Source organism: Veillonella fallax, assembly GCF_020687175.1.
Taxonomy (GTDB): Bacteria; Bacillota; Negativicutes; order Veillonellales; family Veillonellaceae; genus Veillonella; species Veillonella fallax.
In genome coordinates this window covers 1-22,434 of record NZ_JAJEQD010000003.1, presented here as the reverse complement: position 1 = coordinate 22,434, position 22,434 = coordinate 1, and the positions used below count along the sequence as shown (strand labels likewise).

Annotated in this window: 20 protein-coding genes; all 20 read left to right on the top strand. The window is 38.2% G+C overall.

Annotated features, from left to right (window positions below; genetic code table 11):
- The first annotated feature begins 17 nt into the window (after nucleotides 1-17).
- The 20 genes from LKD20_RS01840 (at nucleotide 18) to rpsO (ending at nucleotide 22,200) form a co-directional block, all read left to right on the top strand.
- The gene (locus LKD20_RS01840; protein WP_060924709.1) at nucleotides 18-851 is read left to right on the top strand and encodes an Mrp/NBP35 family ATP-binding protein; all 834 of its coding nucleotides are present in this window, start codon (nucleotides 18-20) and stop codon (nucleotides 849-851) included.
- Nucleotides 852-988: 137 nt separating this feature from the next.
- Nucleotides 989-2,389, top strand: a complete 1,401-nt coding sequence (locus tag LKD20_RS01835) for an anion permease (RefSeq protein ID WP_227720713.1) — start codon at nucleotides 989-991, stop codon at nucleotides 2,387-2,389.
- 234 nt (nucleotides 2,390-2,623) lie between these two features.
- A complete protein-coding gene (locus tag LKD20_RS01830) occupies nucleotides 2,624-3,970 on the top strand; it encodes a M18 family aminopeptidase (protein WP_227720712.1) in 1,347 nt (448 codons plus the stop codon).
- A 285-nt stretch (nucleotides 3,971-4,255) separates the two neighbouring features.
- Nucleotides 4,256-7,702, top strand: a complete 3,447-nt coding sequence (locus LKD20_RS01825) for a pyruvate carboxylase (protein WP_227720711.1) — start codon at nucleotides 4,256-4,258, stop codon at nucleotides 7,700-7,702.
- Nucleotides 7,703-7,901: 199 nt separating this feature from the next.
- Nucleotides 7,902-8,378, top strand: coding sequence for a transcriptional regulator NrdR (nrdR, locus tag LKD20_RS01820; protein WP_024065834.1), 477 nt, complete (start codon nucleotides 7,902-7,904; stop codon nucleotides 8,376-8,378).
- 25 nt (nucleotides 8,379-8,403) lie between these two features.
- A complete protein-coding gene (locus LKD20_RS01815) occupies nucleotides 8,404-9,330 on the top strand; it encodes a dipeptidase (RefSeq protein ID WP_227720710.1) in 927 nt (308 codons plus the stop codon).
- A complete protein-coding gene (gene gmhA / locus LKD20_RS01810; protein ID WP_227720709.1) occupies nucleotides 9,330-9,899 on the top strand; it encodes a D-sedoheptulose 7-phosphate isomerase in 570 nt (189 codons plus the stop codon). The genes LKD20_RS01815 and gmhA overlap by 1 nt, the downstream gene beginning before the upstream one ends.
- 96 nt (nucleotides 9,900-9,995) lie before the next feature.
- Entirely contained in the window at nucleotides 9,996-11,474 is a 1,479-nt protein-coding gene (gene rfaE1 / locus LKD20_RS01805) for a D-glycero-beta-D-manno-heptose-7-phosphate kinase (protein WP_227720708.1), read from the top strand.
- On the top strand, nucleotides 11,471-12,436 hold the full coding sequence (gene rfaD, locus LKD20_RS01800; RefSeq protein WP_005386892.1) for an ADP-glyceromanno-heptose 6-epimerase: 966 nt from the start codon (nucleotides 11,471-11,473) through the stop codon (nucleotides 12,434-12,436). Before rfaE1 ends, rfaD begins: the two co-directional genes overlap by 4 nt.
- A complete protein-coding gene (locus LKD20_RS01795) occupies nucleotides 12,436-12,930 on the top strand; it encodes a D-glycero-alpha-D-manno-heptose-1,7-bisphosphate 7-phosphatase (protein ID WP_227720707.1) in 495 nt (164 codons plus the stop codon). The genes rfaD and LKD20_RS01795 overlap by 1 nt, the downstream gene beginning before the upstream one ends.
- A gap of 95 nt (nucleotides 12,931-13,025) precedes the next feature.
- A complete protein-coding gene (locus LKD20_RS01790) occupies nucleotides 13,026-14,045 on the top strand; it encodes a glycosyltransferase family 9 protein (protein ID WP_005386890.1) in 1,020 nt (339 codons plus the stop codon).
- Nucleotides 14,045-15,085, top strand: a complete 1,041-nt coding sequence (locus tag LKD20_RS01785) for a glycosyltransferase family 9 protein (protein WP_227720706.1) — start codon at nucleotides 14,045-14,047, stop codon at nucleotides 15,083-15,085. The genes LKD20_RS01790 and LKD20_RS01785 overlap by 1 nt, the downstream gene beginning before the upstream one ends.
- A 4-nt stretch (nucleotides 15,086-15,089) precedes the next feature.
- Nucleotides 15,090-16,073 carry a 3'-5' exonuclease gene (locus tag LKD20_RS01780; RefSeq protein ID WP_349226939.1) on the top strand — a complete coding sequence of 328 codons (984 nt, stop codon included), beginning with the start codon at nucleotides 15,090-15,092 and terminating at the stop codon, nucleotides 16,071-16,073.
- A 70-nt stretch (nucleotides 16,074-16,143) separates the two neighbouring features.
- Nucleotides 16,144-17,535, top strand: a complete 1,392-nt coding sequence (locus tag LKD20_RS01775; protein ID WP_227720704.1) for an aminopeptidase — start codon at nucleotides 16,144-16,146, stop codon at nucleotides 17,533-17,535.
- Nucleotides 17,536-17,585: 50 nt separating this feature from the next.
- Nucleotides 17,586-17,963, top strand: a complete 378-nt coding sequence (locus LKD20_RS01770) for a hypothetical protein (RefSeq protein ID WP_005386886.1) — start codon at nucleotides 17,586-17,588, stop codon at nucleotides 17,961-17,963.
- Nucleotides 17,964-18,094: 131 nt separating this feature from the next.
- The gene (locus LKD20_RS01765) at nucleotides 18,095-19,072 is read left to right on the top strand and encodes an ABC transporter substrate-binding protein (protein ID WP_227720703.1); all 978 of its coding nucleotides are present in this window, start codon (nucleotides 18,095-18,097) and stop codon (nucleotides 19,070-19,072) included.
- A gap of 24 nt (nucleotides 19,073-19,096) precedes the next feature.
- Nucleotides 19,097-20,077 carry an ABC transporter substrate-binding protein gene (locus LKD20_RS01760; RefSeq protein ID WP_178885117.1) on the top strand — a complete coding sequence of 327 codons (981 nt, stop codon included), beginning with the start codon at nucleotides 19,097-19,099 and terminating at the stop codon, nucleotides 20,075-20,077.
- Nucleotides 20,078-20,088: 11 nt separating this feature from the next.
- Nucleotides 20,089-20,961: an ABC transporter permease gene (locus tag LKD20_RS01755; protein WP_024066234.1), complete on the top strand. Its 873-nt coding sequence runs from the start codon at nucleotides 20,089-20,091 to the stop codon at nucleotides 20,959-20,961.
- 10 nt (nucleotides 20,962-20,971) lie between these two features.
- Nucleotides 20,972-21,769: an ABC transporter ATP-binding protein gene (locus tag LKD20_RS01750; RefSeq protein ID WP_227720702.1), complete on the top strand. Its 798-nt coding sequence runs from the start codon at nucleotides 20,972-20,974 to the stop codon at nucleotides 21,767-21,769.
- 164 nt (nucleotides 21,770-21,933) lie between these two features.
- Nucleotides 21,934-22,200 carry a 30S ribosomal protein S15 gene (gene rpsO, locus LKD20_RS01745; protein WP_005386879.1) on the top strand — a complete coding sequence of 89 codons (267 nt, stop codon included), beginning with the start codon at nucleotides 21,934-21,936 and terminating at the stop codon, nucleotides 22,198-22,200.
- Nucleotides 22,201-22,434: the final 234 nt, after the last annotated feature.

The following is a 22,434-nucleotide window of genomic DNA, read 5'->3' as shown; positions in this document are numbered from 1 at the left end:
GAAAGTAGGTGTTTACTATGGGTTGCGGTAGCAGCAGTGATTGTGGCGGATGCCCATCTCAATCTTCTGGTTGCGGTGGCGGCGCTCCTCAACAACCTCAAGATTTTACAGCTCCATTACACGAGCTTAGTTCTGTTAAACATGTAATCGGCGTAGTATCTGGTAAAGGTGGCGTAGGTAAATCCTCCGTTACAAGCTTGATGGCCATTACTATGGCGCGTAAAGGTTACAAAGTAGGTATCCTCGATGCGGATATTACCGGTCCTTCCATTCCTAAAATATTCGGCATCAAGGAAAAAGCATATGCTGACGAAATTGGTATGTATCCGGTAAAATCCAAAGGTGGTATTGACGTTATGTCTGTTAATCTCCTTTTGGAAAACGATACAGATCCTGTTTTATGGCGTGGTCCTATTTTAGGCAATGTTGTAAAACAATTCTATAGTGATGTTATTTGGAAAGACATCGATTATTTATTCGTTGATATGCCACCAGGAACAGGTGACGTAGCGATTACAGTTTACCAATCCTTGAAATTGGATGGTATCATCATTGTTACATCTCCTCAAGACTTGGTATCCATGATTGTTGAAAAAGCAGTTAAAATGGCTGATTTAATGCAAGTGCCTATTATTGGTGTAGTGGAAAACTACTCTTACTTCCATTGCCCAGATAACGGTAAGGATTACCAAATCTTTGGTGAAAGCCACATTGAAGAAATCCTTCAAAAATACGGTCTATTATTGTTGAATCGTTTGCCAATTGATCCAACTATTGCAAATCTTTGCGATAAAGGTGACATTGAAGCTATTGAGAAAACAAATTTAGAGAACGTATCTCTACCTGAATAGGATTTATATGATAATGAAAGCTGTGCATACCTCGGGATGCACAGCTTTTTTTCACATCTTTTTATCTTGAAATATATTATATTTATGATAAGAGGATATAAATATATTTTAGTTTTTCCTATGTAGGAGGTATGTGTATGAAAAAACTGTTAAACTGGATTATTCCAGCGGTCTTTGGTATAGGCCTATGGTTTATTCCGACACCAGAGGGGTTAACACCTCAATCTTGGCATTTATTCGCCATCTTTGTGGCTACAATCGTAGGCTTTATTACTCAGCCATTACCGATTGGTGGCGTATCCATCGTTGTGATTACTGTGGCAGCTTTGACTGGTACTTTGAAAATCGGTGAAGCTATCTCGGGTTTTGCTAACTCTGCTATTTGGCTAATCGTAGGTGCGTTCTTATTCTCTCGTGGCTTTATTAAAACTGGTTTGGGGAAACGTATTGCATATAATTTGATTGCTGCTTTTGGTAGTAGCTCCTTACGTTTAGCTTATGCATTAGCTTTATCTGATCTAATTTTGGCTCCAGCAACTCCATCCAACACAGCTCGTGTAGGTGGTGTTATTATGCCGATTACTACTAGCTTGGCAAAAGCGTTCGGTTCTGAACCTCAAGATGGCCCTCGTAAAATTGGTTCCTTCTTGATGCAATCTATTTATCAAGTTAATACAATTACATCTGCTATGTTCCAAACATCCATGGCTGGTAACACATTGGTTGCAGCATTGGCGCTTCAATCTTTTGGTATTGGTATCACATGGGGTGATTGGGCTATGGCTGCCATCGTGCCAGGTATTATTGCATTGATCATTATGCCGTACTTTATTTACAAAGTATATCCACCTGAAATTACAGATGCCCGCGAAGCACAACAAATGATTAAAGAAGAGTTAAAAGGCCTTGGTAAAATGTCTTTCCAAGAATGGGTTATGCTAGGCGTATTTATTTTAGCTTTAGTGTTATGGGCTACTTCTCAATTTACTAAAATTGATGCAACAACTGTTGCATTCTTAGGTATTTCTATTTTGCTTGCTACAAGTGTTCTTGTATGGGACGATGTTAAAAGCGAAAAAGGTGCTTGGGATACATTAGTTTGGATGGGTACATTAATGGGCTTTGCTGGTTTCTTGTCCAAATTAGGTTTCATCAAATGGGCTACAGTACTTGTAGGTGGCTATATTCCAGAAGGATCTTGGATTATTGCCTTTGTTATAGCTGTACTTATTAATACATATTCCCACTATGTATTCGCATCCTTGACTGCACATATTTCTGCAATGTTTGTAGCATTCTCTGCAATTGCTATCTCTGCAGGTGCACCACCAATGTTGACATTGTTGATGATTGCATTCACATCTAACTTGTGTATGTCTTTGACTCACTATGCTGCAGGTCCATCTCCTGTAATCTTCAATACTGGTTATGTTCCTCAAAATACTTGGTGGAAACTAGGTTTCTTCGCATCCGTAATCAACTTAATTATCTTTATGGGCCTTGGTTCCGTATGGATGAAAGCAATCGGTATGTGGTAAGACAAGATATCCAGAATTTTATATACTTGTAATACATTAAAAACTATATATGTCATAGTTTGATTATAGTGTGGTTACAAAATATACGAAAAGCCGTCCCCTTTGGGGCGGCTTTTTTGTGATAAAATAAGAGCAGTTAATATATTATTAATGTATATGTTGTAAAATTATACGTAAATGAACTATTCATGGTGAATATACGAATAGCATCATTATTTTACATAGGAGGAATCTATGAAATTTAATAATGAACAGTTATTGAAATATATTGGTGCTTGTACATCTCCGTATCATACAGTAGATACAAGTTTACAAATGTTATTGGATTCAGGTTTCACAGAACTTAATTTAGATGATGAGTGGCAATTAGACTCTGGTTCTTATGTAGTTAATGTGTTTGGTACTACTTTGTTTGCTTTTCATATAGGAAAGAAACCAGAACACACATTACGTATTGCCTCCGCACATACAGATTTTCCTGCAATTCGGGTTAAACCAAATCCTATTACATCAGTAAAAGGTTATACCAAGTTAAATGTGGAAATGTACGGTGGCTTCATTGAAAATACATGGCTTGATCGTCCTCTAGGAGCTGCTGGTACTGTTGTATTAAAAGGTGATAATGCCTTTGATGTTGATTCCGTATTGGTTGATACAAAACGTCCTATTGCAATCGTTCCAAACTTAGCTATACATATGAACCGTTCCGTTAATGATGGTGTTAAATTGAATCGTCAAAAGGAAATGCTTCCTATATTGATGATGGATCGTAAGGAAAAGGAGAATTCTAGTAAATCTTTAAATGATCGGAACAATCCAAGCTTATTCCCAGAATCTGATATTCAATACGATGCGTGGACTACGTTTTTGGCTGATGAAGTCAACTGTGATCCATCTGAAATTTTATCTTATGAAATGACATTATACCCAACAGAACAAGGCTGTGTATTAGGGACTGAAAGCGATTTTATTAGTGCGCCTCGTCTAGATAATTTAACATCTTGCTTTGGTGTACTATCAGGGATTATTCAGGCTCGTAAGGCTAATGCTGATGGTGTACGTTGTGCTATTCTCTTTGATAATGAAGAGGTAGGGAGTCGTACTAAACAGGGCGGAGCAGGGATGCTTTTACCAAACCTTATTAAACGAGTATATGATGCATTAGGATATTCTAATCAAGAAATGGATAGTTTCATTTCAAAAGGATTTATGATTTCCTCCGATGTAGCACATGGTTTGCATCCAAATTATCCTGAAAAAAATGATATCACTAATATTCCTACACTTAATAAAGGGGTGGCTCTAAAAATAGCATGTAGCCAATCCTATGCCGGTGATGCCAAAGCTATTGCCATTGTTAAAGGTTTGTGTGATGAAGCTGAGGCCAACTACCAAATTTATGTAAATCGTTCTGATATACCTGGTGGATCTACAGTTGGGTCTATTTCATCTGCTATGTTACCGATGAGAACAATGGATGTGGGCTTACCATTATTAGCGATGCATTCTGCACGGGAATTAATGGGTGCAAATGATCAAGAACAACTCAATCGATTAATGATTCATTTCTTAGGTGATTAATAACGTAGAATATAGAATTAGTTCGATGTGCATCGATAAAAGACATATGAGTTTTTGTCATGTACAGCAACTAATGTATTTTATGATTTCGTAATTAATATAATCCTTTAAATATGTGGAAAATATTGTATAATAGTTATATGTAATTATGAATATAATGCTCATCATAAAAAATGATGAGATATCCAAATATATTGTTTTGACTATAAGTATAGGGAATATTCATATATTAATAAAATTGAAAGCTGATAGTTCACATTAGTGGAAGCTAGTAGGAGGCAATACATGAGAAAAATTAAATCCGTATTGGTTGCCAACCGTGGTGAGATCGCAATCCGCGTGTTCCGTGCATGTAATGAAATGGGCATTAAAACTGTAGCCATTTACTCCAAAGAGGATACATTATCCTTGCACCGTAACCAAGCTGACGAAGCCTATCTCGTAGGGGAAGGTAAAAAACCAGTTGAAGCATATCTTGATATTGAAGATATTATCCGTATTGCAAAAGAACATGATATTGATGCTATCCATCCAGGTTATGGTTTCTTGTCTGAAAACGAAGAGTTCGCTCGTCGTTGCGGTGAAGAAGGTATCATTTTCATTGGACCTCATGTAGAACATTTGAATATGTTCGGTGATAAGGTTAATGCTCGTGCACAAGCTAAATTGGCAGATATCCCAATGATCCCTGGTTCAGATGGGGCTTTGCGTGATTTTGAACAATTAGAAGAATTTGCAAATACTCATGGTTTCCCATTGATGATTAAAGCCGTAAATGGCGGTGGCGGCCGTGGTATGCGTGAGGTTCATCGCAAAGAAGATCTTCGTGATGCATATGATCGCGCTAAATCTGAAGCAAAAGCTGCTTTTGGCGATGATGATGTATATGTAGAAAAACTTATCGTTGAACCTAAACATATTGAAGTACAAATCCTTGGTGATGAACATGGTAATGTAGTTCATTTACATGAACGTGATTGCTCTGTACAACGTCGTCACCAAAAAGTTGTTGAAATGGCGCCAGCTTTTGCATTGCCATTAGAAACTCGTAAAGCCGTATGTGATGCAGCCGTTAAAATCATGAAAAATGTAGGCTACGTTAATGCTGGTACTGTAGAGTTCTTGGTAACTGCTGATGGTTCCTTCTATTTCATCGAAGTTAACCCTCGTATCCAAGTAGAACATACTGTAACAGAAATGATTACAGATATTGATATTGTTCATTCTCAAATCCGTATTGCTGAAGGTTATGACTTACATAGCCCAGAAGTAGGTATTCCTGCACAAGATGAAGTTCCTTGTAAAGGTACTGCAATTCAATGTCGTATCACTACAGAAAATCCTAAAAATAACTTCATGCCTGATACAGGTAAAATCTTGGCATATCGTAGCTCCGGTGGCTTTGGTATCCGCTTAGACTCTGGTAATGCTTTCACAGGTGCCGTAGTAACACCTTACTATGATTCCTTACTTGTAAAAGCAACTGCATTTGGTCCTAACAATGAAGAAACTATTCGTAAAATGCTTCGTTGCTTGAAAGAATTCCGTATTCGTGGCGTTAAAACAAATATTCACTTCTTGATTAACGTTCTTGAACATCCTGAATTCCAAAGCGGTAACTACACTGTTAACTTCATCGAAGATCATCCAGAATTATTCGAATTGAAACCTGACCGTGACCGCGGTACTAAATTATTGCGTTACATTGCAGACGTAACAATCAATGGTTACTCTGGTGCAGGCCCTCAAGAAGTACCTGATTTTGAACCAATTCAAATGCCATCTAATTTAGATGTATCTCCTGCAGCTGGTACAAAACAAAAATTTGATGAATTAGGTCCAGAAGGCTTCAGTAAATGGTTATCTGACCAAAAACAAGTATTCTTTACAGATACTACATGGCGTGATGCTCATCAATCCTTGTTTGCTACACGTTTACGTACAATTGATATGGCACGCGTAGCTGGTCATGCTGCGAAAGGTGTTCCTAACTTATTCTCATTAGAGTGCTGGGGCGGTGCTACATTCGACGTATCCTATCGCTTCTTACATGAAGATCCATGGGAACGCTTACGCATGTTCCGTCGTGAAGTACCAAATACATTGCTTCAAATGTTGATTCGCGGTGCCAATGCAGTAGGTTACACATCCTATCCAGATAATGTAGTTCGTCAATTTATCCAACGTGCTGCTACAAACGGCATTGATGTATTCCGTGTATTTGATAGCTTAAATAGCCTTGATAATATGCATGTAGCTATTGATGAAGTACGTGCACAAAATAAAATTGCTGAAGTAGCATTGTGCTATACAGGTGATATTCTTGATAGCAACCGTCCTAAATACAATTTAGGTTACTATGTAAATATGGCTAAAGAGCTTGAAAAAGCGGGTGCTAATATTATTGCTATCAAAGATATGGCAGGTCTTTTAAAACCTCAAGCAGCTTATAATCTTGTATCTGCATTAAAAGATGCTGTAACAGTGCCAATTCATTTACATACTCATGAAGGTTCTGGCAATGCTATCTACTCTTATGGTCGTGCTGTAGATGCTGGTGTAGACGTTATTGACTTGGCATACTCTGCATTTGCTAATGGCACATCTCAACCTAGCATGAACTCTATGTACTATGCTTTGAGTGGCCATGACCGTCAACCTGACATGAACATTGACTACATGGAAGAAATGTCTCATTACTTTGGCAGCATTCGTCCATACTACAAAGGTGTGGATAAAGCAGAAGCATATCCTAACACTGAAGTATATCAACATGAAATGCCAGGTGGCCAATACTCCAACTTGCAACAACAAGCTAAGATGGTAGGCCTTGGTGATCGTTGGAATGATATCAAAAAAGTATATCATCAAGTAAATATGATGTTTGGCGATATCATTAAAGTAACACCATCCTCTAAAGTTGTAGGTGACATGACATTGTACATGGTACAAAACAACTTGACTGAAAAAGATATTTACGAAAAAGGCGATGTATTAGACTTCCCTCAATCTGTAGTAGAATTCTTTGAAGGTCGTCTTGGCACTCCATACCAAGGTTTCCCTGAAGAGTTACAAAAAATCATCTTAAAAGGAGCTAAACCTATTACAGTTCGTCCTGGTGCAGTATTACCTCCAACAGACTTCGAACATGTTCGTCATGAATTAAGTGAAATGGGTGCTAATACAACTGATGAAGATATTAGTGCATACTGCTTATATCCTAAGGTGTACCAAGATTACAATAAATTTGTAAAAGACTTTGGCGATGTATCTGTACTCGATACTCCAACATTCTTCTTCGGTATGAAGCGTGGTGAAGAAATCCAAGTAACTATCGAAAAAGGTAAAACATTGATCATTAAGATGAATGGTGTATCTGATCCTGATGAAGATGGTAACCGTATCGTATTGTTCGAGTTCAACGGTCAACCTCGTGGCATTAAAGTTCATGATAAACATGCTAAGACTACTGGTGTTGTTCGTCGTAAAGCAGACGAATCTAATCCTGGCGAAATCGGTGCTACATTGTCCGGTTCTGTTGTTAAGATCCTCGTTAAGAATGGTCAATCTGTAGTTAAAGGTGAACCATTAATCGTTACAGAAGCGATGAAGATGGAAACAACAATTACAGCTCCTATCGATGGTATCGTAGAAGAAATTCTAGTTCGTGAAGGTAGCCGTATCGAATCTGGCGACTGCTTGCTTCGCGTTCAAGATGCTCCTAAACGATAGTTATAATCGTAGGTAAAATTAAAAATATTATTTCTAAAGTATTTCATAAAATAAAATACTGTAGAATAATGGAAGAATCCCTAGGAAATCCTAGGGATTCTTTGTATTTTAAGGGGTTTCATGGTACTATATATAGTAGAGAAAATGGGCGTATTATGCACTATTTTAGAGTGATTATTAGAAAAAGGAGTAGTAACAGATGAGATGTCCTTATTGCCAACACACAGACACGAAGGTAACAGACTCTAGAACGACTGATGAAGGTAATAGTATTCGCCGTCGCCGCGAATGTATCAATTGTGGCCGTCGCTTTACTACCTATGAAATTATAGAAGAAGTACCACTTATGGTATTAAAGAAAAACGGACGTCGTGAATTATTTGATCGCGGTAAATTATTAAATGGTTTATTGCGTTCTTGTGATAAACGTACTGTACCAATGTCCGTGATGGAACAAGTGGTTAATGATGTAGAGCGCGATATTCGAAATGAAATCAATCAAGAGGTAACTACGGATCGCATTGGCGAACTTGTATTGCAACAATTAAAAGATATTGACCAAGTTGCATATGTTCGTTTTGCTAGCGTATATCGTAAGTTTGACAATATTGATAGCTTTATGGAAGAACTGAAAGCATTAAAGAAACTAGATGCTAAAAAACCAAAACGTAATTAATTACTAATATTACATGTGAGGCTTTATGATAGATTTACACTGCGATACGATAATGAAATTAATAGACCATCCTAGTAGTGGGGATCTCTATCGTAATACTTGGAAAATCGATATAGAAAAGTTGAAAAAGGCTCACAGCAAGGTGCAAGATTTCGCACTTTTTATCAATCTTGGTGAAACAAATGACCCTTATGGTCGTTATGAAGCGATGCGTAATTTATGTACATCACAAATTCAGCATTATGGAGAGCACATACAACATGTGCTCTCTTATCAAGATATAGAGTCCGTGTATGAGTCCGGTAAGATTGGGGCTCTCATGTCTATTGAGGAAGGCGGCGTACTAGGCGGCGATTTAGATAAACTAAAACAAGCTTATCAAGATGGTGTTCGACTTATTACGCTTACTTGGAATTATCCAAATGGATTGGGTGAGCCTCATTGTGGTGACCAGCATAAAAAATTAACATCTAAAGGTGTTGAATTTGTGGAGGCTATGCAAGATTTAGGAATTATCGTTGATTGCTCTCATTTAAATGATGCAGGTACTGAGCAATTAGGAGAAATTTTAGATGTACCTTTTATAGCATCTCACTCCAATGCACGTGAAGTTACAGCCCATACAAGAAATTTACCAGATTATTTAATTAAGCTGATTGCTAATAAGGGTGGCGTTATAGGCCTTAATTTTGCGCAATCTTTTTTAGGTACATCACCCATAAGTCGGATTGAAGATATCGTAAAACATGGCTTATATCTCATCAATAAAGGCGGGGAAGATGTTGTGGCATTAGGAACCGACTTTGATGGTATTAAGCCAGATACAGAAATTAAAGATGCTTCCGAAATGCATCGATTATATGATGCATTTAAAGAGGCAGGTTTGTCTGTAGAGCAATGTGAGAAATTGTTCTGGAAAAATGCAGATAGACTATTAAAGGAGATTTTATAATGACTGATTTAAATCCAATCATTGCAGATCGTTTTACAGAGCATCTCGAGGTTTTTGGTAAAACGATGGAGCATATGGATACCATTCAAGAAATTGCCTATCGCTGTAAGGCGGCTTTAGAAAATGGAAATAAAATTTTGTTCTGTGGTAATGGCGGTTCTGCTGCAGATTCTCAACATTTAGCGGCGGAATTGATTTGTCGCTTTAAAAAGGAACGACGCTCTCTTGCAGGGATTGCATTAACTACTGATACATCTGCATTAACAGCCATTGCGAATGACTATGATTTTGAATCTGTTTTTGCACGTCAAGTAGAGGGACTAGGCCGTACAGGTGATGTTCTTATTGGTATTTCTACATCTGGGAACTCCAAGAATGTTATCAAAGCGGCGGAAATGGCCCGTTCTATTGGTATGCATACCATTGCTTTCACTGGAGAAGGTGGTGGTAAACTAGCTGAATTATGCGACATTACATTAGCCATTCCAAGTAATGTGACAGCTCGTATTCAAGAAATGCATATTTTGGCTGGTCATATCATGTGTGAAATTATTGAAGAAGATTATTAACCATTACGGTCTTATTTATAAATAGATACATGTTTGATGCCAAGTATTTTATGTAAGTCGTTATGCATGTATATTGTGGTAAGGAATAGGTGGATTATGATAAATGCTACCATTAATCAATTTTTAACAAAGCAACTACCAAATCTAAAGATTGCCGTTATAGGTGATGTTATGGTAGATCGTTATGTTTTTGGTGATGTAAGTCGTATTTCTCCAGAGGCACCGGTTCCTGTTAACCGCGTGGCAAAGATGAAAGAAGTGCTTGGCGGTGCTGGTAATGTTGCGTCGAACCTATCAAATTTAGATTGCACAGTATATCTTGGTGCTATTGCCGGTAATGATGACCATGGTCGTTTATTACAACAGTTACTCGATGCAGATAAGATTGATACAACAGGTTTATTGACGAGCGATGATCGATCTACTATTACTAAGATGCGCATCTTAGGTGATCGTCAGCAGATGATGCGCTTAGATTTTGAAACCATAACAGATTTGTCGTCTCATGAGGAACAGAAGCTCTCTACATGGTTGGAAAATCTCTGTAAAGCGGGTATCGACGGTATTGTTGTATCTGACTATGGTAAAGGTGTTTGTACACCGACATTGCTAAAAAAAATCTTTAGTTTAGCTAAGGAGTATGGCGTACAAACGATTGTAGATCCTAAGGGTTCTGATTGGTCTAAATATAATGGAGCCACATGTATTACACCGAATGTAAAAGAGCTAGGTGAATGTGTAGGCCGTAAATTAGAAAATGATGATACCACTATTGTTGAAGCTGCTAAGTCAGTACTGGCTAATGTTGATTTAGAGTACATTGTGGCTACACGGTCTGCTAAGGGGATTACTGTTATCGCAAAGGACGGCCGTACATGGCATAATCCGGCCACACAACAAGAGGTCTTTGATGTAAGTGGTGCAGGCGATACTGTTGTATCCATGATGATGACATGCCTTGCCAGTGGCCTATCTATGCGTTTAGCCTTACATATTGCTAATGGCGCTGCAGGCATCGTCGTATCTAAGGTTGGAACATATCCAATTCATCGTTCTGAATTACTGGATTTATGGCATTCTTATAAGCATAGTGTTCAATCGAAGCCTTTATACACAAAGGAAGAGATGAAGCAGCTTATTACACAATGGCAAAATAAGGGTGAAACTGTTGTGTTTACAAATGGTTGTTTTGACATTCTTCATCGTGGGCATATTACGTATCTACAAGAGGCTGCTCAGTTAGGTGATCATCTAATTATTGGTTTAAATTCCGATGCTTCTGTTAGACGCCTAAAGGGTGAAACACGTCCCATCGTAAGTGAAGAGGATAGAGCAGCATTATTAAGTGCGTTGCGCTGTATAGATGGTGTGGTTTTATTCGAAGAGGATACACCAGCTGAACTATTAGCTTATTTGCGTCCTAATACGCTAGTTAAGGGCGGCGATTATAAGATAGAAGATATTATTGGACGTGAGTCCGTAGATCATGTAGAGGTGCTTTCATTTAAAGAAGGTTACTCTACATCAGATATCGTAGGGAAAATAGCTACTATGGCTAAGGAGGGTAAATTATGATTATCGTTACAGGCGGTGCTGGTTTTATCGGCAGTAATATTGTGAAAGCATTAAATGACCGTGGTCGTACAGATATTCTTATTGTTGATGACCTTACTGATGGTCGTAAAATCCGAAATATTCAAAATTTAGAATTCTTGGATTATATCGATTGTGATGATTTTGATTGTGCTATTGCTGATGGTACATTTGATGTAGGTCCTATCGAAGTAGTGTTCCACGAAGGTGCTTGTGCGGACACAATGGAATATAATGGCAAATACATGATGAAGAACAACTATGAAGGTTCTAAAAATCTATTCCACTATTGCCAAGACCGTCGCATTCCATTCATTTATGCATCCTCTGCATCTACATATGGTAATGGTACAAATGGTTTCGTAGAAAAACCAGAAGCTGAGGAAGCCCTCAATCCATATGCGTACTCCAAATTGTTGTTTGACCGTTATGTGCGTAAATATGAAGGTGAATATACAGCTCAAGTAGTAGGCTTACGTTACTTTAACGTATATGGTCCTAATGAGGCTCATAAAGATAAAATGGCTTCCTTAGTTCGTCAAATGTTCTACAAAAATAAAGAAACTGGTATTATCAATCTATTTGAAGGTACAGATGGCTACGAAGACGGTGGTCAAACACGTGACTTTATTTATGTTAAAGACGTAGTTAATGTAAACTTCTATTTCTGGGAACACCCTGAAATCTCTGGTACTTTCAACTGTGGTACAGGTAATGCTCATAGCTTTAACCAATTTATGCAAGCTGTTATTGACTATAACGGTAAAGGCAAAATTGAATACATTCCATTCCCAGAGGTATTAAAAGGCAAATACCAAAGCTTTACAGAGGCTGATACTACTAAATTATTGGCTGCTGGTTATGATAAAGGGTTCCATAAAATGGAAGACGCTGTTAAAGAATATTGTGAATTACTCGATAATAACGAAGGGTATTTACGTTAATGCGCAAAGTATTATTTTTAGATCGCGATGGTGTTATCAACAAAGATGTTAGCTATCTATATAAAATCAGTGATTTAGAGTGGGTAGATGGTGCTAAAGAGGCACTAGCTTATGCGTATGGCAAGGGCTATGACCTCATTGTAGTGACCAATCAAAGTGGGGTCGCTCGAGGTTATTATAAGGAATCTGATGTTCAGATTTTACATGACCATATGGCTCATGAACTAGATTGCAGCGGGGCGCCGATTTTACATTTCTATTATTGTCCTCATCATAAAGAAGGATCTGTACCTCTTTATGCTGTCGATTGTGAATGCAGAAAGCCAAAGCCTGGCATGGTTAATCAAGCTATTAAGGATTATGATGTAGATCCTAAATCTAGTTTTCTTATTGGCGATAGTCAGCGCGATGTTGATGCTGCAGAAGCAGCTGGTGTAAAAGGATATCTATTTACAGGTACAAATCTGTTAGATTTTATTAAGACTATTATTTAGTTAATTATTACCATTACTTTGTTTTACTTTTAACTTATGTCTGTTTTAAGGTGATATAGGGTTTTTAGTTGTGGTGTTGTATTTTGGGAGGCTATATGAAAGATTACAAGAATATACTCATCATAAAGATGAGTTCCTTAGGTGATGTGATTCATGCATTACCTACCTTGTATGCAGTGCGTAAAAATTGGCCTAATGCGCATATTACATGGGCTATTCATGAGCAATTTGCTAGCCTCCTGCCAGGTACACCATGGGTAGATGATGTCATCATTATCGACAAGAAACAACTTAAAAAGCCTGCCTATTTATGGCAATTACGTAAGGAGTTACATAGTCGTCACTTTGATATGACATTGGACTTACAATGTATTGCGAAGAGCGCCATTGTATCTCTACTATCTGGGGCTCCTGAGAAATATGGTTACTGGGAGCTTCGGGAAGGTAGTAATTTAGTCAATAAAGCTCTAGTAGGTGAGCATAAATACGACCATGTCATTGAACGCTATTTAGATACTGTTCGAGCGCTTGGTGGTGACGTAGATAGTATAGAATTTCCTATGCCTGCCTACGTAGATGCGGAGAAGTCCGTAAAAGAGAAGTTAGCCTGTCATGGCGTTGACGAAGATTATATAGTTGTTGTTCCTGGAGCTCGCTGGATTATTAAGGAGTGGCCTTTACTTAACTTTGGAGAGCTATGTATCCGTTTATGTGAATCTGGTAAAAAAGTCGTTATTGCCGGCGCTTCTGATGATGCAGAAAAAGGAGCTTTCATAGAAAACTATGTAAAAAATAAGAATCTCGTCAATTTAGTAGGATCTACGACTATGCCAGAATTGATTGAGTTGATTCGACATTGTGAAATTTTCATCAGTGCTGATACGGGCCCGTTGCATATTGCTAATGCCTTTAAGCGCCCTTTGATTGCACTATTTGGAACCACATCTCCGAAACGAACTGGTCCATACGGAGGCAGTCATGTACATCTGATTATTTCACCCACATCAAAGGCTACGCCTGAGCAGCCGCTCGTAGATGATCCGGATTGTATGGCTCAAATTCCAGTAGATGCAGTATGGTCTGTATATGAACAAGTACTTGGAAAGGAACTGTAATGGAACTCGATTATAAACGCATTGTGGTCACCTTTCTTATGCATTTGGGAGACGTTATATTAACAACTCCTTTTTTAGAAGTGCTTCGAAAAGCTGCGCCACATAGTCATATTACATATGTAATAGATGAAAAACTACAACAAGTAATGCAATATAATCCAAATATTGATGAACTCATTGTAGTTGATAAAAAAGGGCGTCACAATAGTATTTCCGGACTTAATGAGATTGCTCGTGAGATTAATAAAAAAAGGAAACCTGATATCGTTATTAATTTACATCCCAATGAACGCACATCTTATTTGGCATGGAAAATTCATGCCCCTATTACAACGGGGATGAGTCATTTTCTATTTAGACCATTTATGACAAAGTATACGCGCTTAGATCGTAAAACTCGTCATGCTGCAGATATGTACATCAATGTACTAGAACAATTAGGGGTAACCGATATTTCAAACTCTGGTCTACACATTGAAACCAGTGAAGCATGGCGCCGTGAGGCTCAGGAGTTTTATGCTAGCCAAGGTTTAACAGATAGTGATACGCTCATCGGTTTTAATATTGGTAGTGCGGTTCCTGAGAAACGCTGGCCTGCTGAACGATTTGCCCATGTAGCTGATTATTTGGGTCATTTAGGGTATAAAACAGTATTCTTTGGCGGCCCTATGGATCTCGAAATGGTGCAACCTGTAGTAGAACAAATGGAAACGAAACCGATTGTGGCTACTGGAAAATTCCAGTTAGGACCGTTGGCGGCGGCAATGAGCCGCTGTAATCTATTGATTACAAATGACTCTGGTCCTATGCATGTGGCCATCAGCCAAAAGGTGCCAATTGTGGCGCTTTACGGTCCATCAAACCCATTCTTTTATGGTCCGTACCAAGCTCATGCTATCGTTCTTGAAACGATGGACTCCTATGAGGTTGGTAAAAGCATGAAGAAGATTATTAAAGAAGGAAATTACAAAGGTTTGTCCGTAATTTCTGAAGAACAGGTCATTAAAGCAGCGGAAACGTTGCTTTCAGAATCGAAATAAACATATGAACTATATTGTATTTGATTTAGAGTGGAATCAACCCTATAGCAATGACATTAGCTTTATGAAGCGCACAAAAATGCCACTAACTGGGGAAATCATTCAAATCGGAGCGGTAAAACTGAATGAAAAGATGGACATTGTAGATCATTTTACAATGTTCATCAAACCACAATATCTGCCACGGATGCACAAACATGTTCGTGAATTGACAGGTATTACATCTCGAGAGCTCGATCATGGTGTGCCATTTAAGACTGCTATGCAGTACTTTCAAAACTGGTGTGGTGATGAGTATATGCTGTTATCTTGGGGCTCTGATGACATTCTCATATTGCGTGAAAATCTGATGCTTCATAGGATGAAAGCGTTATCCTATGATCAATGGGTTGATGCACAGATGATTTATTCCTATCAACGATATGGTACAAGTCAACAGTATTCTGTAGCTCATGCCATGGAGGATCTTAATATATCTACCGAGCATTTATCAGCTCATAATGCGTTACATGATGCTGTGTTTACGGCACATATATGTCAAAAATTAGATATACCACAAGGTATTTTACATTATGATCAAATTCGAAAGGAAAGCAGTAATCCTTTCTTATATCCACCGATTCTGACATTTTTTATGTATGAAAACTTCCCTGAGAAGAAACGTATCGTTCATGATAGACGGGTTCGATTATCGTTCTGTCCATATTGTCAGACACGGTTAGAAATGACTAGGCCTGAACGATTACAAGGGGACAAGCATCTCGCCATCGGCGTTTGTCCTAAACACGGTGACTTTGCGGTGCAATTAAAAGTTGGAAAATATACGATTAAGTCCGGTAGTACTAAATTCTACGTTACAAAGGTATTGACCCATTGTACGGACGAAATTCGTTCTCTATATACTCAGAAGTCTGAAATCAATCGAGAAAAAGAGCGAAAATATTTAGAATTTCGCAGGGCGGAACTTGAAAAGGAACGCCAAAAATAATATTGTTAATGCAAGTTCACAACGATAGAGCTGTAATGGTTAAATTGTGAACTTATAGAAAGGATAGATTATGGAACGTAAATATGCTTGGCATAATTATGATGATGCCACAATGGAAAAGGTATATGCTTTAAGTGATACATATCGTCAATTTTTAGATAATGGTAAAACAGAACGTGAGTGCGTTGTACAAGCCGTTGAATTTGCAGAAGCAAAAGGATATGTAAACTTAAAGGATATTATTAAATCCAATACACCAATCAAAGCGGGTGACAAGATTTATTACACACATATGGATAAATCCATTGCTTTATTTAATATTGGTACTGACGATATTGAATTAGGTATGAATATTTTAGGTGCTCATATTGATTCTCCACGTATCGATGTAAAGCAAAACCCACAATATGAAGATAGTAATTTAGTATTTTGGGATACTCACTACTATGGGGGCATTAAGAAATACCACTGGGTTGCAATGCCTCTTGCTATTCATGGCGTTGTAGTTAAAACAGATGGCACACGTATCAATATTAATATTGGTGATAAAGAAAATGACCCTGTATTCTGCATTACTGACTTGTTACCTCATTTGGGCCAAGAACAAATGCAAAAGAATGCAGCAAAGGTAATTGAAGGGGAGGCCCTCGATTTACTTATCGGCAGTCGTCCTGTAAAAGATGAAGAAAAAGAAGGGGTTACGAAATTTATTAATAACCTCCTTGAAAAAGAATATGGCTTCGTAGAACGTGATTTGTTATCTGCAGAGCTTGAAATCGTACCAGCAGGAAAAGCTCGTGATATGGGCTTTGACCGCTCCATGGTTATGGCTTATGGTCAAGATGATCGCGTTTGTGCGTATACATCTTTAGTGGCTATGCTTGAGGTAGACAATGTAAAACGTACGACTTGTTGTTTGCTTGTAGATAAAGAGGAAATAGGTTCTGTGGGCGCTACTGGTATGCAATCTCGTTTCTTTGAAAATGCAGTAGCAGAAGTGCTTACCCTTATGGGAAAACCTAACTCTGTAAGTGTACGACGTACATTGGAAAATTCTCGTATGTTATCTTCCGACGTTAGTGCTGGCTATGATCCGCTATATGCATCTGCTTTCGAAAAGAAAAATGCATCTTACCTAGGTATGGGTGTTGTATTCAATAAATTTACTGGTTCTCGTGGTAAATCTGGTTCCAATGATGCGAATGCTGAATATATGGGCTTTATTCGTCGTGTCATGGAATCTAATAATGTAACATATCAAACTGCAGAGCTTGGTAAGGTTGACCTTGGCGGTGGTGGTACCATTGCGTACATCATGGCCTTATACGGTATGAATGTTATCGACTGTGGCGTAGCCGTGCTTAGCATGCATGCTCCATGGGAGGTTACGTCTAAGGCGGATATTTACGAGGCTAAACATTGCTATGTTGCATTCTTAAATGCAGCTGATGAATCAATCTAAAATTATGGGGCTTTCACCATTGGTGAAAGTCCATTCTATGTGAGGTATATATGAAGCAAACAGATTTAGGTGCAGCTATAGAGGCAGCTAAGGGAGAGGCTACAGAGGTTAAGACTGTAAAGGTGGATATCTTTGATATTCCTGAAACAAAGGCAGAAGAGTATATTGCAAATCGTGAAGAGGTAGCAGAAGCTGCAGCACAGGTAATGAAACCTTACTGTGTAACAGTAAAGCGTGAAACGTTAGATCCTGAAGAAGGGGAAGCTGTTGTTGGGTATTATGTAACAGGTGAAATTTTAATGTGTGTTATCCTTGATCCATTTGAAGTGCCTGTTATGAAGGTTGCTCTCGATAAAGGGACCCTTAAAGACTATATTTTAGCGGCCAATGAGCTAACAGAAGACATGTTAGCATCGCTTGAAAAATAAGAGGATTTCAAATTTTTATGTGTCCTATAAATGGACAAATGTAAAATACTTTAATCTGCTACATTGATGTAGTAAAGAAATTTGTTTATAATAGATGTATTATAGTCATTGCAGATAGGAAGGAAATCCCCATGAATTTAAAAAAAGGTATTGCCCTAGCGCTCACGGCGGCAGCATTAATGGCATTTACAGGCTGTGGCTCCAATGGAACAACATCTAATGGTGAATACAAGGTTGGCGTAGTACAACTGGTAGAACATCCTGCACTTGATGCAGCAAACAAAGGTTTTGTTGATGCTCTAAAAGAAAAGGGCTTAGCTGATAAAATCACCTTTGACCAACAAAATGCACAAGCAGATCAATCTAATTTGAACAGCATTGCACAGCGTTTTGTATCTGATCGTAAAAACTTAATTTTAGCGATTGCTACACCAGCAGCTCAATCTATGGCGAATGCAACTCACGATATTCCAATCTTGGGTACTGCTATTACTGATTATGAAGCAGCTAAACTTGTTAAATCTAATGAACATCCTGGCGGCAATGTATCTGGTACATCTGATATGAACCCTGTAGAACAACAAGTTGATTTAATTTTACAAGTATTGCCGAATGCAAAAACTATCGGCACAATTTATAGCTCTAGTGAAGTAAACTCTCAAATTCAAGTCGAGAAAATGAAAGCTTACGCAGCTACAAAAGGTATTAAGGTTGAAGAGGTTACTGTTTCTAATGTAAACGATATTCAACAAGCTGCACAAAATCTTGTATCTCAACATGTAGATGCCATTTATGTGCCAACAGATAATGTTGTAGCTTCTGCGATGAGCAATCTTGTAGCGATTACTGACCCAGCAAAAATTCCTGTGTTTGGCGGCGAAGATAACCATGTAAAAGGTGGTGCTGTAATGTCCTTGTCCGTAGATTACTACAAACTTGGATACCAAACAGGTTTAATGGCAGCTAAAATTTTAACTGGTGAAGCTAAAATTGAAGATATGCCTATTGAAATGCAAAAAGAATTTAAATTAGTTGTAAGTAAAGATAAATTACAAAAATTGGGCATCACATTACCAGAAGAATTGATGAACAAAGCAACTATGATTTAATACACAACTGGTAAGGAGTTACAAATGAACTGGAAAAAAGGTATTGCAGTAGCACTTAGTGCTATCTCTATTATGGCAATGGTAGCTGGTTGCGGTTCCAATACAGCAACTAATGATCAAAAGAAAATCGGCGTTATTCAATTGGTAGAACATCCATCCCTTGATGCTGCTAACAAAGGCTTTGTTGATGGCCTTGCATCTAAAGGTTATAAAGATGGGGAAAACATCAAATTGGACCAACAAAATGCTCAAGCTGACCAATCTAATTTGAATAGTATTGCTCAACGTTTCGTATCTGATAAAAAGGATTTAGTATTAGCCATTGCAACGCCAGCAGCACAAACTATGGCAAACGCATCTCATGATATTCCTATCATGGGTACTGCTATTACAGACTACGTTACAGCAAAACTCGTTCAATCTAACGAACATCCAGGTGGCAATGTATCTGGTACATCTGATATGACACCTGTAGAAAAAGAGGTTGATCTTATTATTGCATTAGTACCAAATGTAAAACGTATTGGTGCAATTTATACATCTTCTGAAATCAACTCCCAACTTCAAGTTGAAAAAATGAAAGCGTATGCAGCTACTAAAGGTATCACTGTTGTAGAAGCAACAGTTTCTAACGTAAATGATATCCAACAAGCGGCTACAAATCTTGTAAATCAAGATGTACAAGCTATTTATACACCAACTGATAATGTATTGGCATCTGCTATGGCTAACTTAGCTCAAATTACTGATGCTGCTAAAATTCCAGTATTTGCTGCCGATGAAGGTATGACAATGACTGGTGGTGTGGCAACATATTCTGTTGACTACTATAAATTAGGTTATCAAACTGGTTTAATGGCTGCAAAAGTGCTTTCTGGTGAAGCTAAAATTTCTGATTTAGCCATTGAAACACAAAAAGATATTAAGTTAACTGTTAACGAAGAACGTGCTAAAAAATTAGGTATCACAATTCCTGAAGCACTTCGTAAAGATATGAAACAATAGAGGAGATTTTGATGTTAGATTTAGTGGTAGGCACCATAACAACTGGCCTTTTATGGTCTTTGTTAGCGGTTGGTGTATTTATAACCTTCCGTGTATTAGATGTGGCTGACTTAACTGTAGAAGGTACGTTTCCAATGGGGGCGGCCATTTCTGCAATTTTAATTACAAGTGGTATGAACCCAATCCTATCTATCTTGATTGCCGGCATTGGCGGTATGGCCGCAGGTGCTGTAACAGGCTGGATTCATACTAAATTGAAGATTCCTGCATTGCTAGCTGGTATCTTAACAATGATTGCTTTATACTCCATTAATCTTCATATTATGGGTAAAGCTAACGTATCTTTGCTTCGTATGGATACAATTTATACAATTATTGGTAGTGTACTTCATACAGCCAATATGTGGTCTGCAGCTATCGTAGGTATCATCGTAGCTGTTGTAGTTTGCTTATTACTATTCTGGTTCTTCGGTACTGAAATTGGTACAGCATTACGTGCAACAGGTGTTAACCCTCAAATGATTCGCGCCCAAGGCGTAAACACAGACAACATGATCGTTCTTGGTCTTTTGATTTCCAACGGTTTTGTTGGTATGTCTGGTGCATTGATTGGCCAATTCCAAGGCTTTGCCGACGTAGGTATGGGTATTGGTACCATCGTAATCGGTTTGGCTTCCGTAATTATCGGTGAGGTAGTATTTGGTACAAAATCCTTTGTACGTAGCCTCATCGCTGTAGTACTTGGTTCTATCGTATATCGTATCGTTATTGCGGCTGTACTCTATATGGGGATGCCACCAAACGATTTGAAATTATTCACTGCTATTCTTGTTGCCATCGCGCTTTCCTTGCCTACATTGAAAGCAAAATGGTTGGCTCGTTGAGGAGGACACTATGTTAGAAGTAAAAAATATGGTAAAAACCTTCTTTAAGGGCACAATCAATGAAAAAACTGCTCTTCAAGGTATTGATCTTCGTTTAGAAGAAGGCGATTTCTGTACTGTAATTGGTGGTAATGGTGCTGGTAAAAGTACGTTGCTAAACTCCATCGCTGGTGTATTCCCGGTAGATGAAGGTTCTATCACAATTAATGATATTGATGTTACTAAAATGCCGGAATACAAACGTGCTAAATACATTGGCCGTGTATTCCAAGACCCTATGGTTGGTACGGCAGGTAACATGCAAATTGAGGAAAATTTGATCCTTGCTATGCGACGTGGTAAAAACTTAGGTCTTAAATGGGCTTTCAAAGATAGCGAACAAGCATTCTTCAAAGAACGCCTTGCACTATTAGGTTTAGGGCTTGAAGACCGCTTATCTGCTCGTATGGGCTTGTTATCTGGTGGTCAACGCCAATCCATTACATTGTTGATGGCTACTATGCTTCGTCCTGAACTTTTATTACTTGACGAACATACGGCGGCTCTTGACCCTAAGACGGCAGAAAATGTTTTGCAATTAACAGATAAACTCGTGGCAGAACATAACTTAACAACTCTTATGATTACCCATAATATGCGCGATGCATTGCGCTTCGGTAATCGCCTCATCATGATGGATGCTGGTCGCATTATTTATGATGTAAAAGGGGAAGAAAAGAAAAAATTAACAGTTGCTGATTTATTACAAAAATTTGAAGTAGCTGGTGAAGGTGCATTAAGTGACCGTATGATGCTTGGTGCAAAATAATAAAAGAGGGCTGTGGCCCTCTTTTATTTATGACATATCTTTACAAGTTACGGAACATACTGTATACTAAATAAGGTCGTAAGACATATCGTAAGCGAAGTATTCGAATCTCCAACGGTTACTTAAGCTTATCGGGATTATTTATTTTTTAGGAGGTAACATTAATGTTAACTACAGAAGCTAAATTAGCAGTAATTAAAGAATACGCTACTCATGAAGGTGACACTGGTTCTCCAGAAGTACAAGTTGCGATTTTGACAAGCCGCATCCAATACTTAACAGATCACTTGAAAGAACACAAAAAAGACCATCATTCCCGTCGTGGTTTGTTGAAATTGGTTGGTCAACGCCGTAACATGCTTGACTACCTTCGTCGTAAAGATATCGAACGTTACCGTTCCCTTATCGAACGTCTTGGTCTTCGTAAATAATAAAACTAGCCGTCCTATAGGACGGCTTTTTTATTTTATTTCTCTATGTTATAATAACGTTAGGCAAAGGGAAACGAATGCCGATAATCTATTGTGGAAACACGAAAAAAGGACAGAGCGGCAACTCTGTCCTTTTTGTTGTGCTAGTTGCTATTTAAGGGTTATAGGACAAAACGTGTTGGTTTTATAGGCGATGGAGCCAGTAAATTACTGGCTCCATCGCTATTTTAAGTT

Excerpts from the sequence above, each read along its gene's own strand:
- rpsO (WP_005386879.1), top strand. The coding sequence starts at position 21,934 with ATGTTAACTACAGAAGCTAAATTAGCAGTAATTAAAGAATACGCTACT.
- rfaD (WP_005386892.1), top strand. The coding sequence starts at position 11,471 with ATGATTATCGTTACAGGCGGTGCTGGTTTTATCGGCAGTAATATTGTG.
- LKD20_RS01780 (WP_349226939.1), top strand. The coding sequence starts at position 15,090 with ATGAACTATATTGTATTTGATTTAGAGTGGAATCAACCCTATAGCAAT.
- nrdR (WP_024065834.1), top strand. The coding sequence starts at position 7,902 with ATGAGATGTCCTTATTGCCAACACACAGACACGAAGGTAACAGACTCT.
- LKD20_RS01840 (WP_060924709.1), top strand. The coding sequence starts at position 18 with ATGGGTTGCGGTAGCAGCAGTGATTGTGGCGGATGCCCATCTCAATCT.
- LKD20_RS01775 (WP_227720704.1), top strand. The coding sequence starts at position 16,144 with ATGGAACGTAAATATGCTTGGCATAATTATGATGATGCCACAATGGAA.
- LKD20_RS01770 (WP_005386886.1), top strand. The coding sequence starts at position 17,586 with ATGAAGCAAACAGATTTAGGTGCAGCTATAGAGGCAGCTAAGGGAGAG.
- LKD20_RS01790 (WP_005386890.1), top strand. The coding sequence starts at position 13,026 with ATGAAAGATTACAAGAATATACTCATCATAAAGATGAGTTCCTTAGGT.
- LKD20_RS01795 (WP_227720707.1), top strand. The coding sequence starts at position 12,436 with ATGCGCAAAGTATTATTTTTAGATCGCGATGGTGTTATCAACAAAGAT.
- LKD20_RS01750 (WP_227720702.1), top strand. The coding sequence starts at position 20,972 with ATGTTAGAAGTAAAAAATATGGTAAAAACCTTCTTTAAGGGCACAATC.
- rfaE1 (WP_227720708.1), top strand. The coding sequence starts at position 9,996 with ATGATAAATGCTACCATTAATCAATTTTTAACAAAGCAACTACCAAAT.
- LKD20_RS01765 (WP_227720703.1), top strand. The coding sequence starts at position 18,095 with ATGAATTTAAAAAAAGGTATTGCCCTAGCGCTCACGGCGGCAGCATTA.
- LKD20_RS01815 (WP_227720710.1), top strand. The coding sequence starts at position 8,404 with ATGATAGATTTACACTGCGATACGATAATGAAATTAATAGACCATCCT.
- LKD20_RS01755 (WP_024066234.1), top strand. The coding sequence starts at position 20,089 with ATGTTAGATTTAGTGGTAGGCACCATAACAACTGGCCTTTTATGGTCT.
- LKD20_RS01835 (WP_227720713.1), top strand. The coding sequence starts at position 989 with ATGAAAAAACTGTTAAACTGGATTATTCCAGCGGTCTTTGGTATAGGC.
- LKD20_RS01760 (WP_178885117.1), top strand. The coding sequence starts at position 19,097 with ATGAACTGGAAAAAAGGTATTGCAGTAGCACTTAGTGCTATCTCTATT.
- LKD20_RS01825 (WP_227720711.1), top strand. The coding sequence starts at position 4,256 with ATGAGAAAAATTAAATCCGTATTGGTTGCCAACCGTGGTGAGATCGCA.
- gmhA (WP_227720709.1), top strand. The coding sequence starts at position 9,330 with ATGACTGATTTAAATCCAATCATTGCAGATCGTTTTACAGAGCATCTC.
- LKD20_RS01830 (WP_227720712.1), top strand. The coding sequence starts at position 2,624 with ATGAAATTTAATAATGAACAGTTATTGAAATATATTGGTGCTTGTACA.
- LKD20_RS01785 (WP_227720706.1), top strand. The coding sequence starts at position 14,045 with ATGGAACTCGATTATAAACGCATTGTGGTCACCTTTCTTATGCATTTG.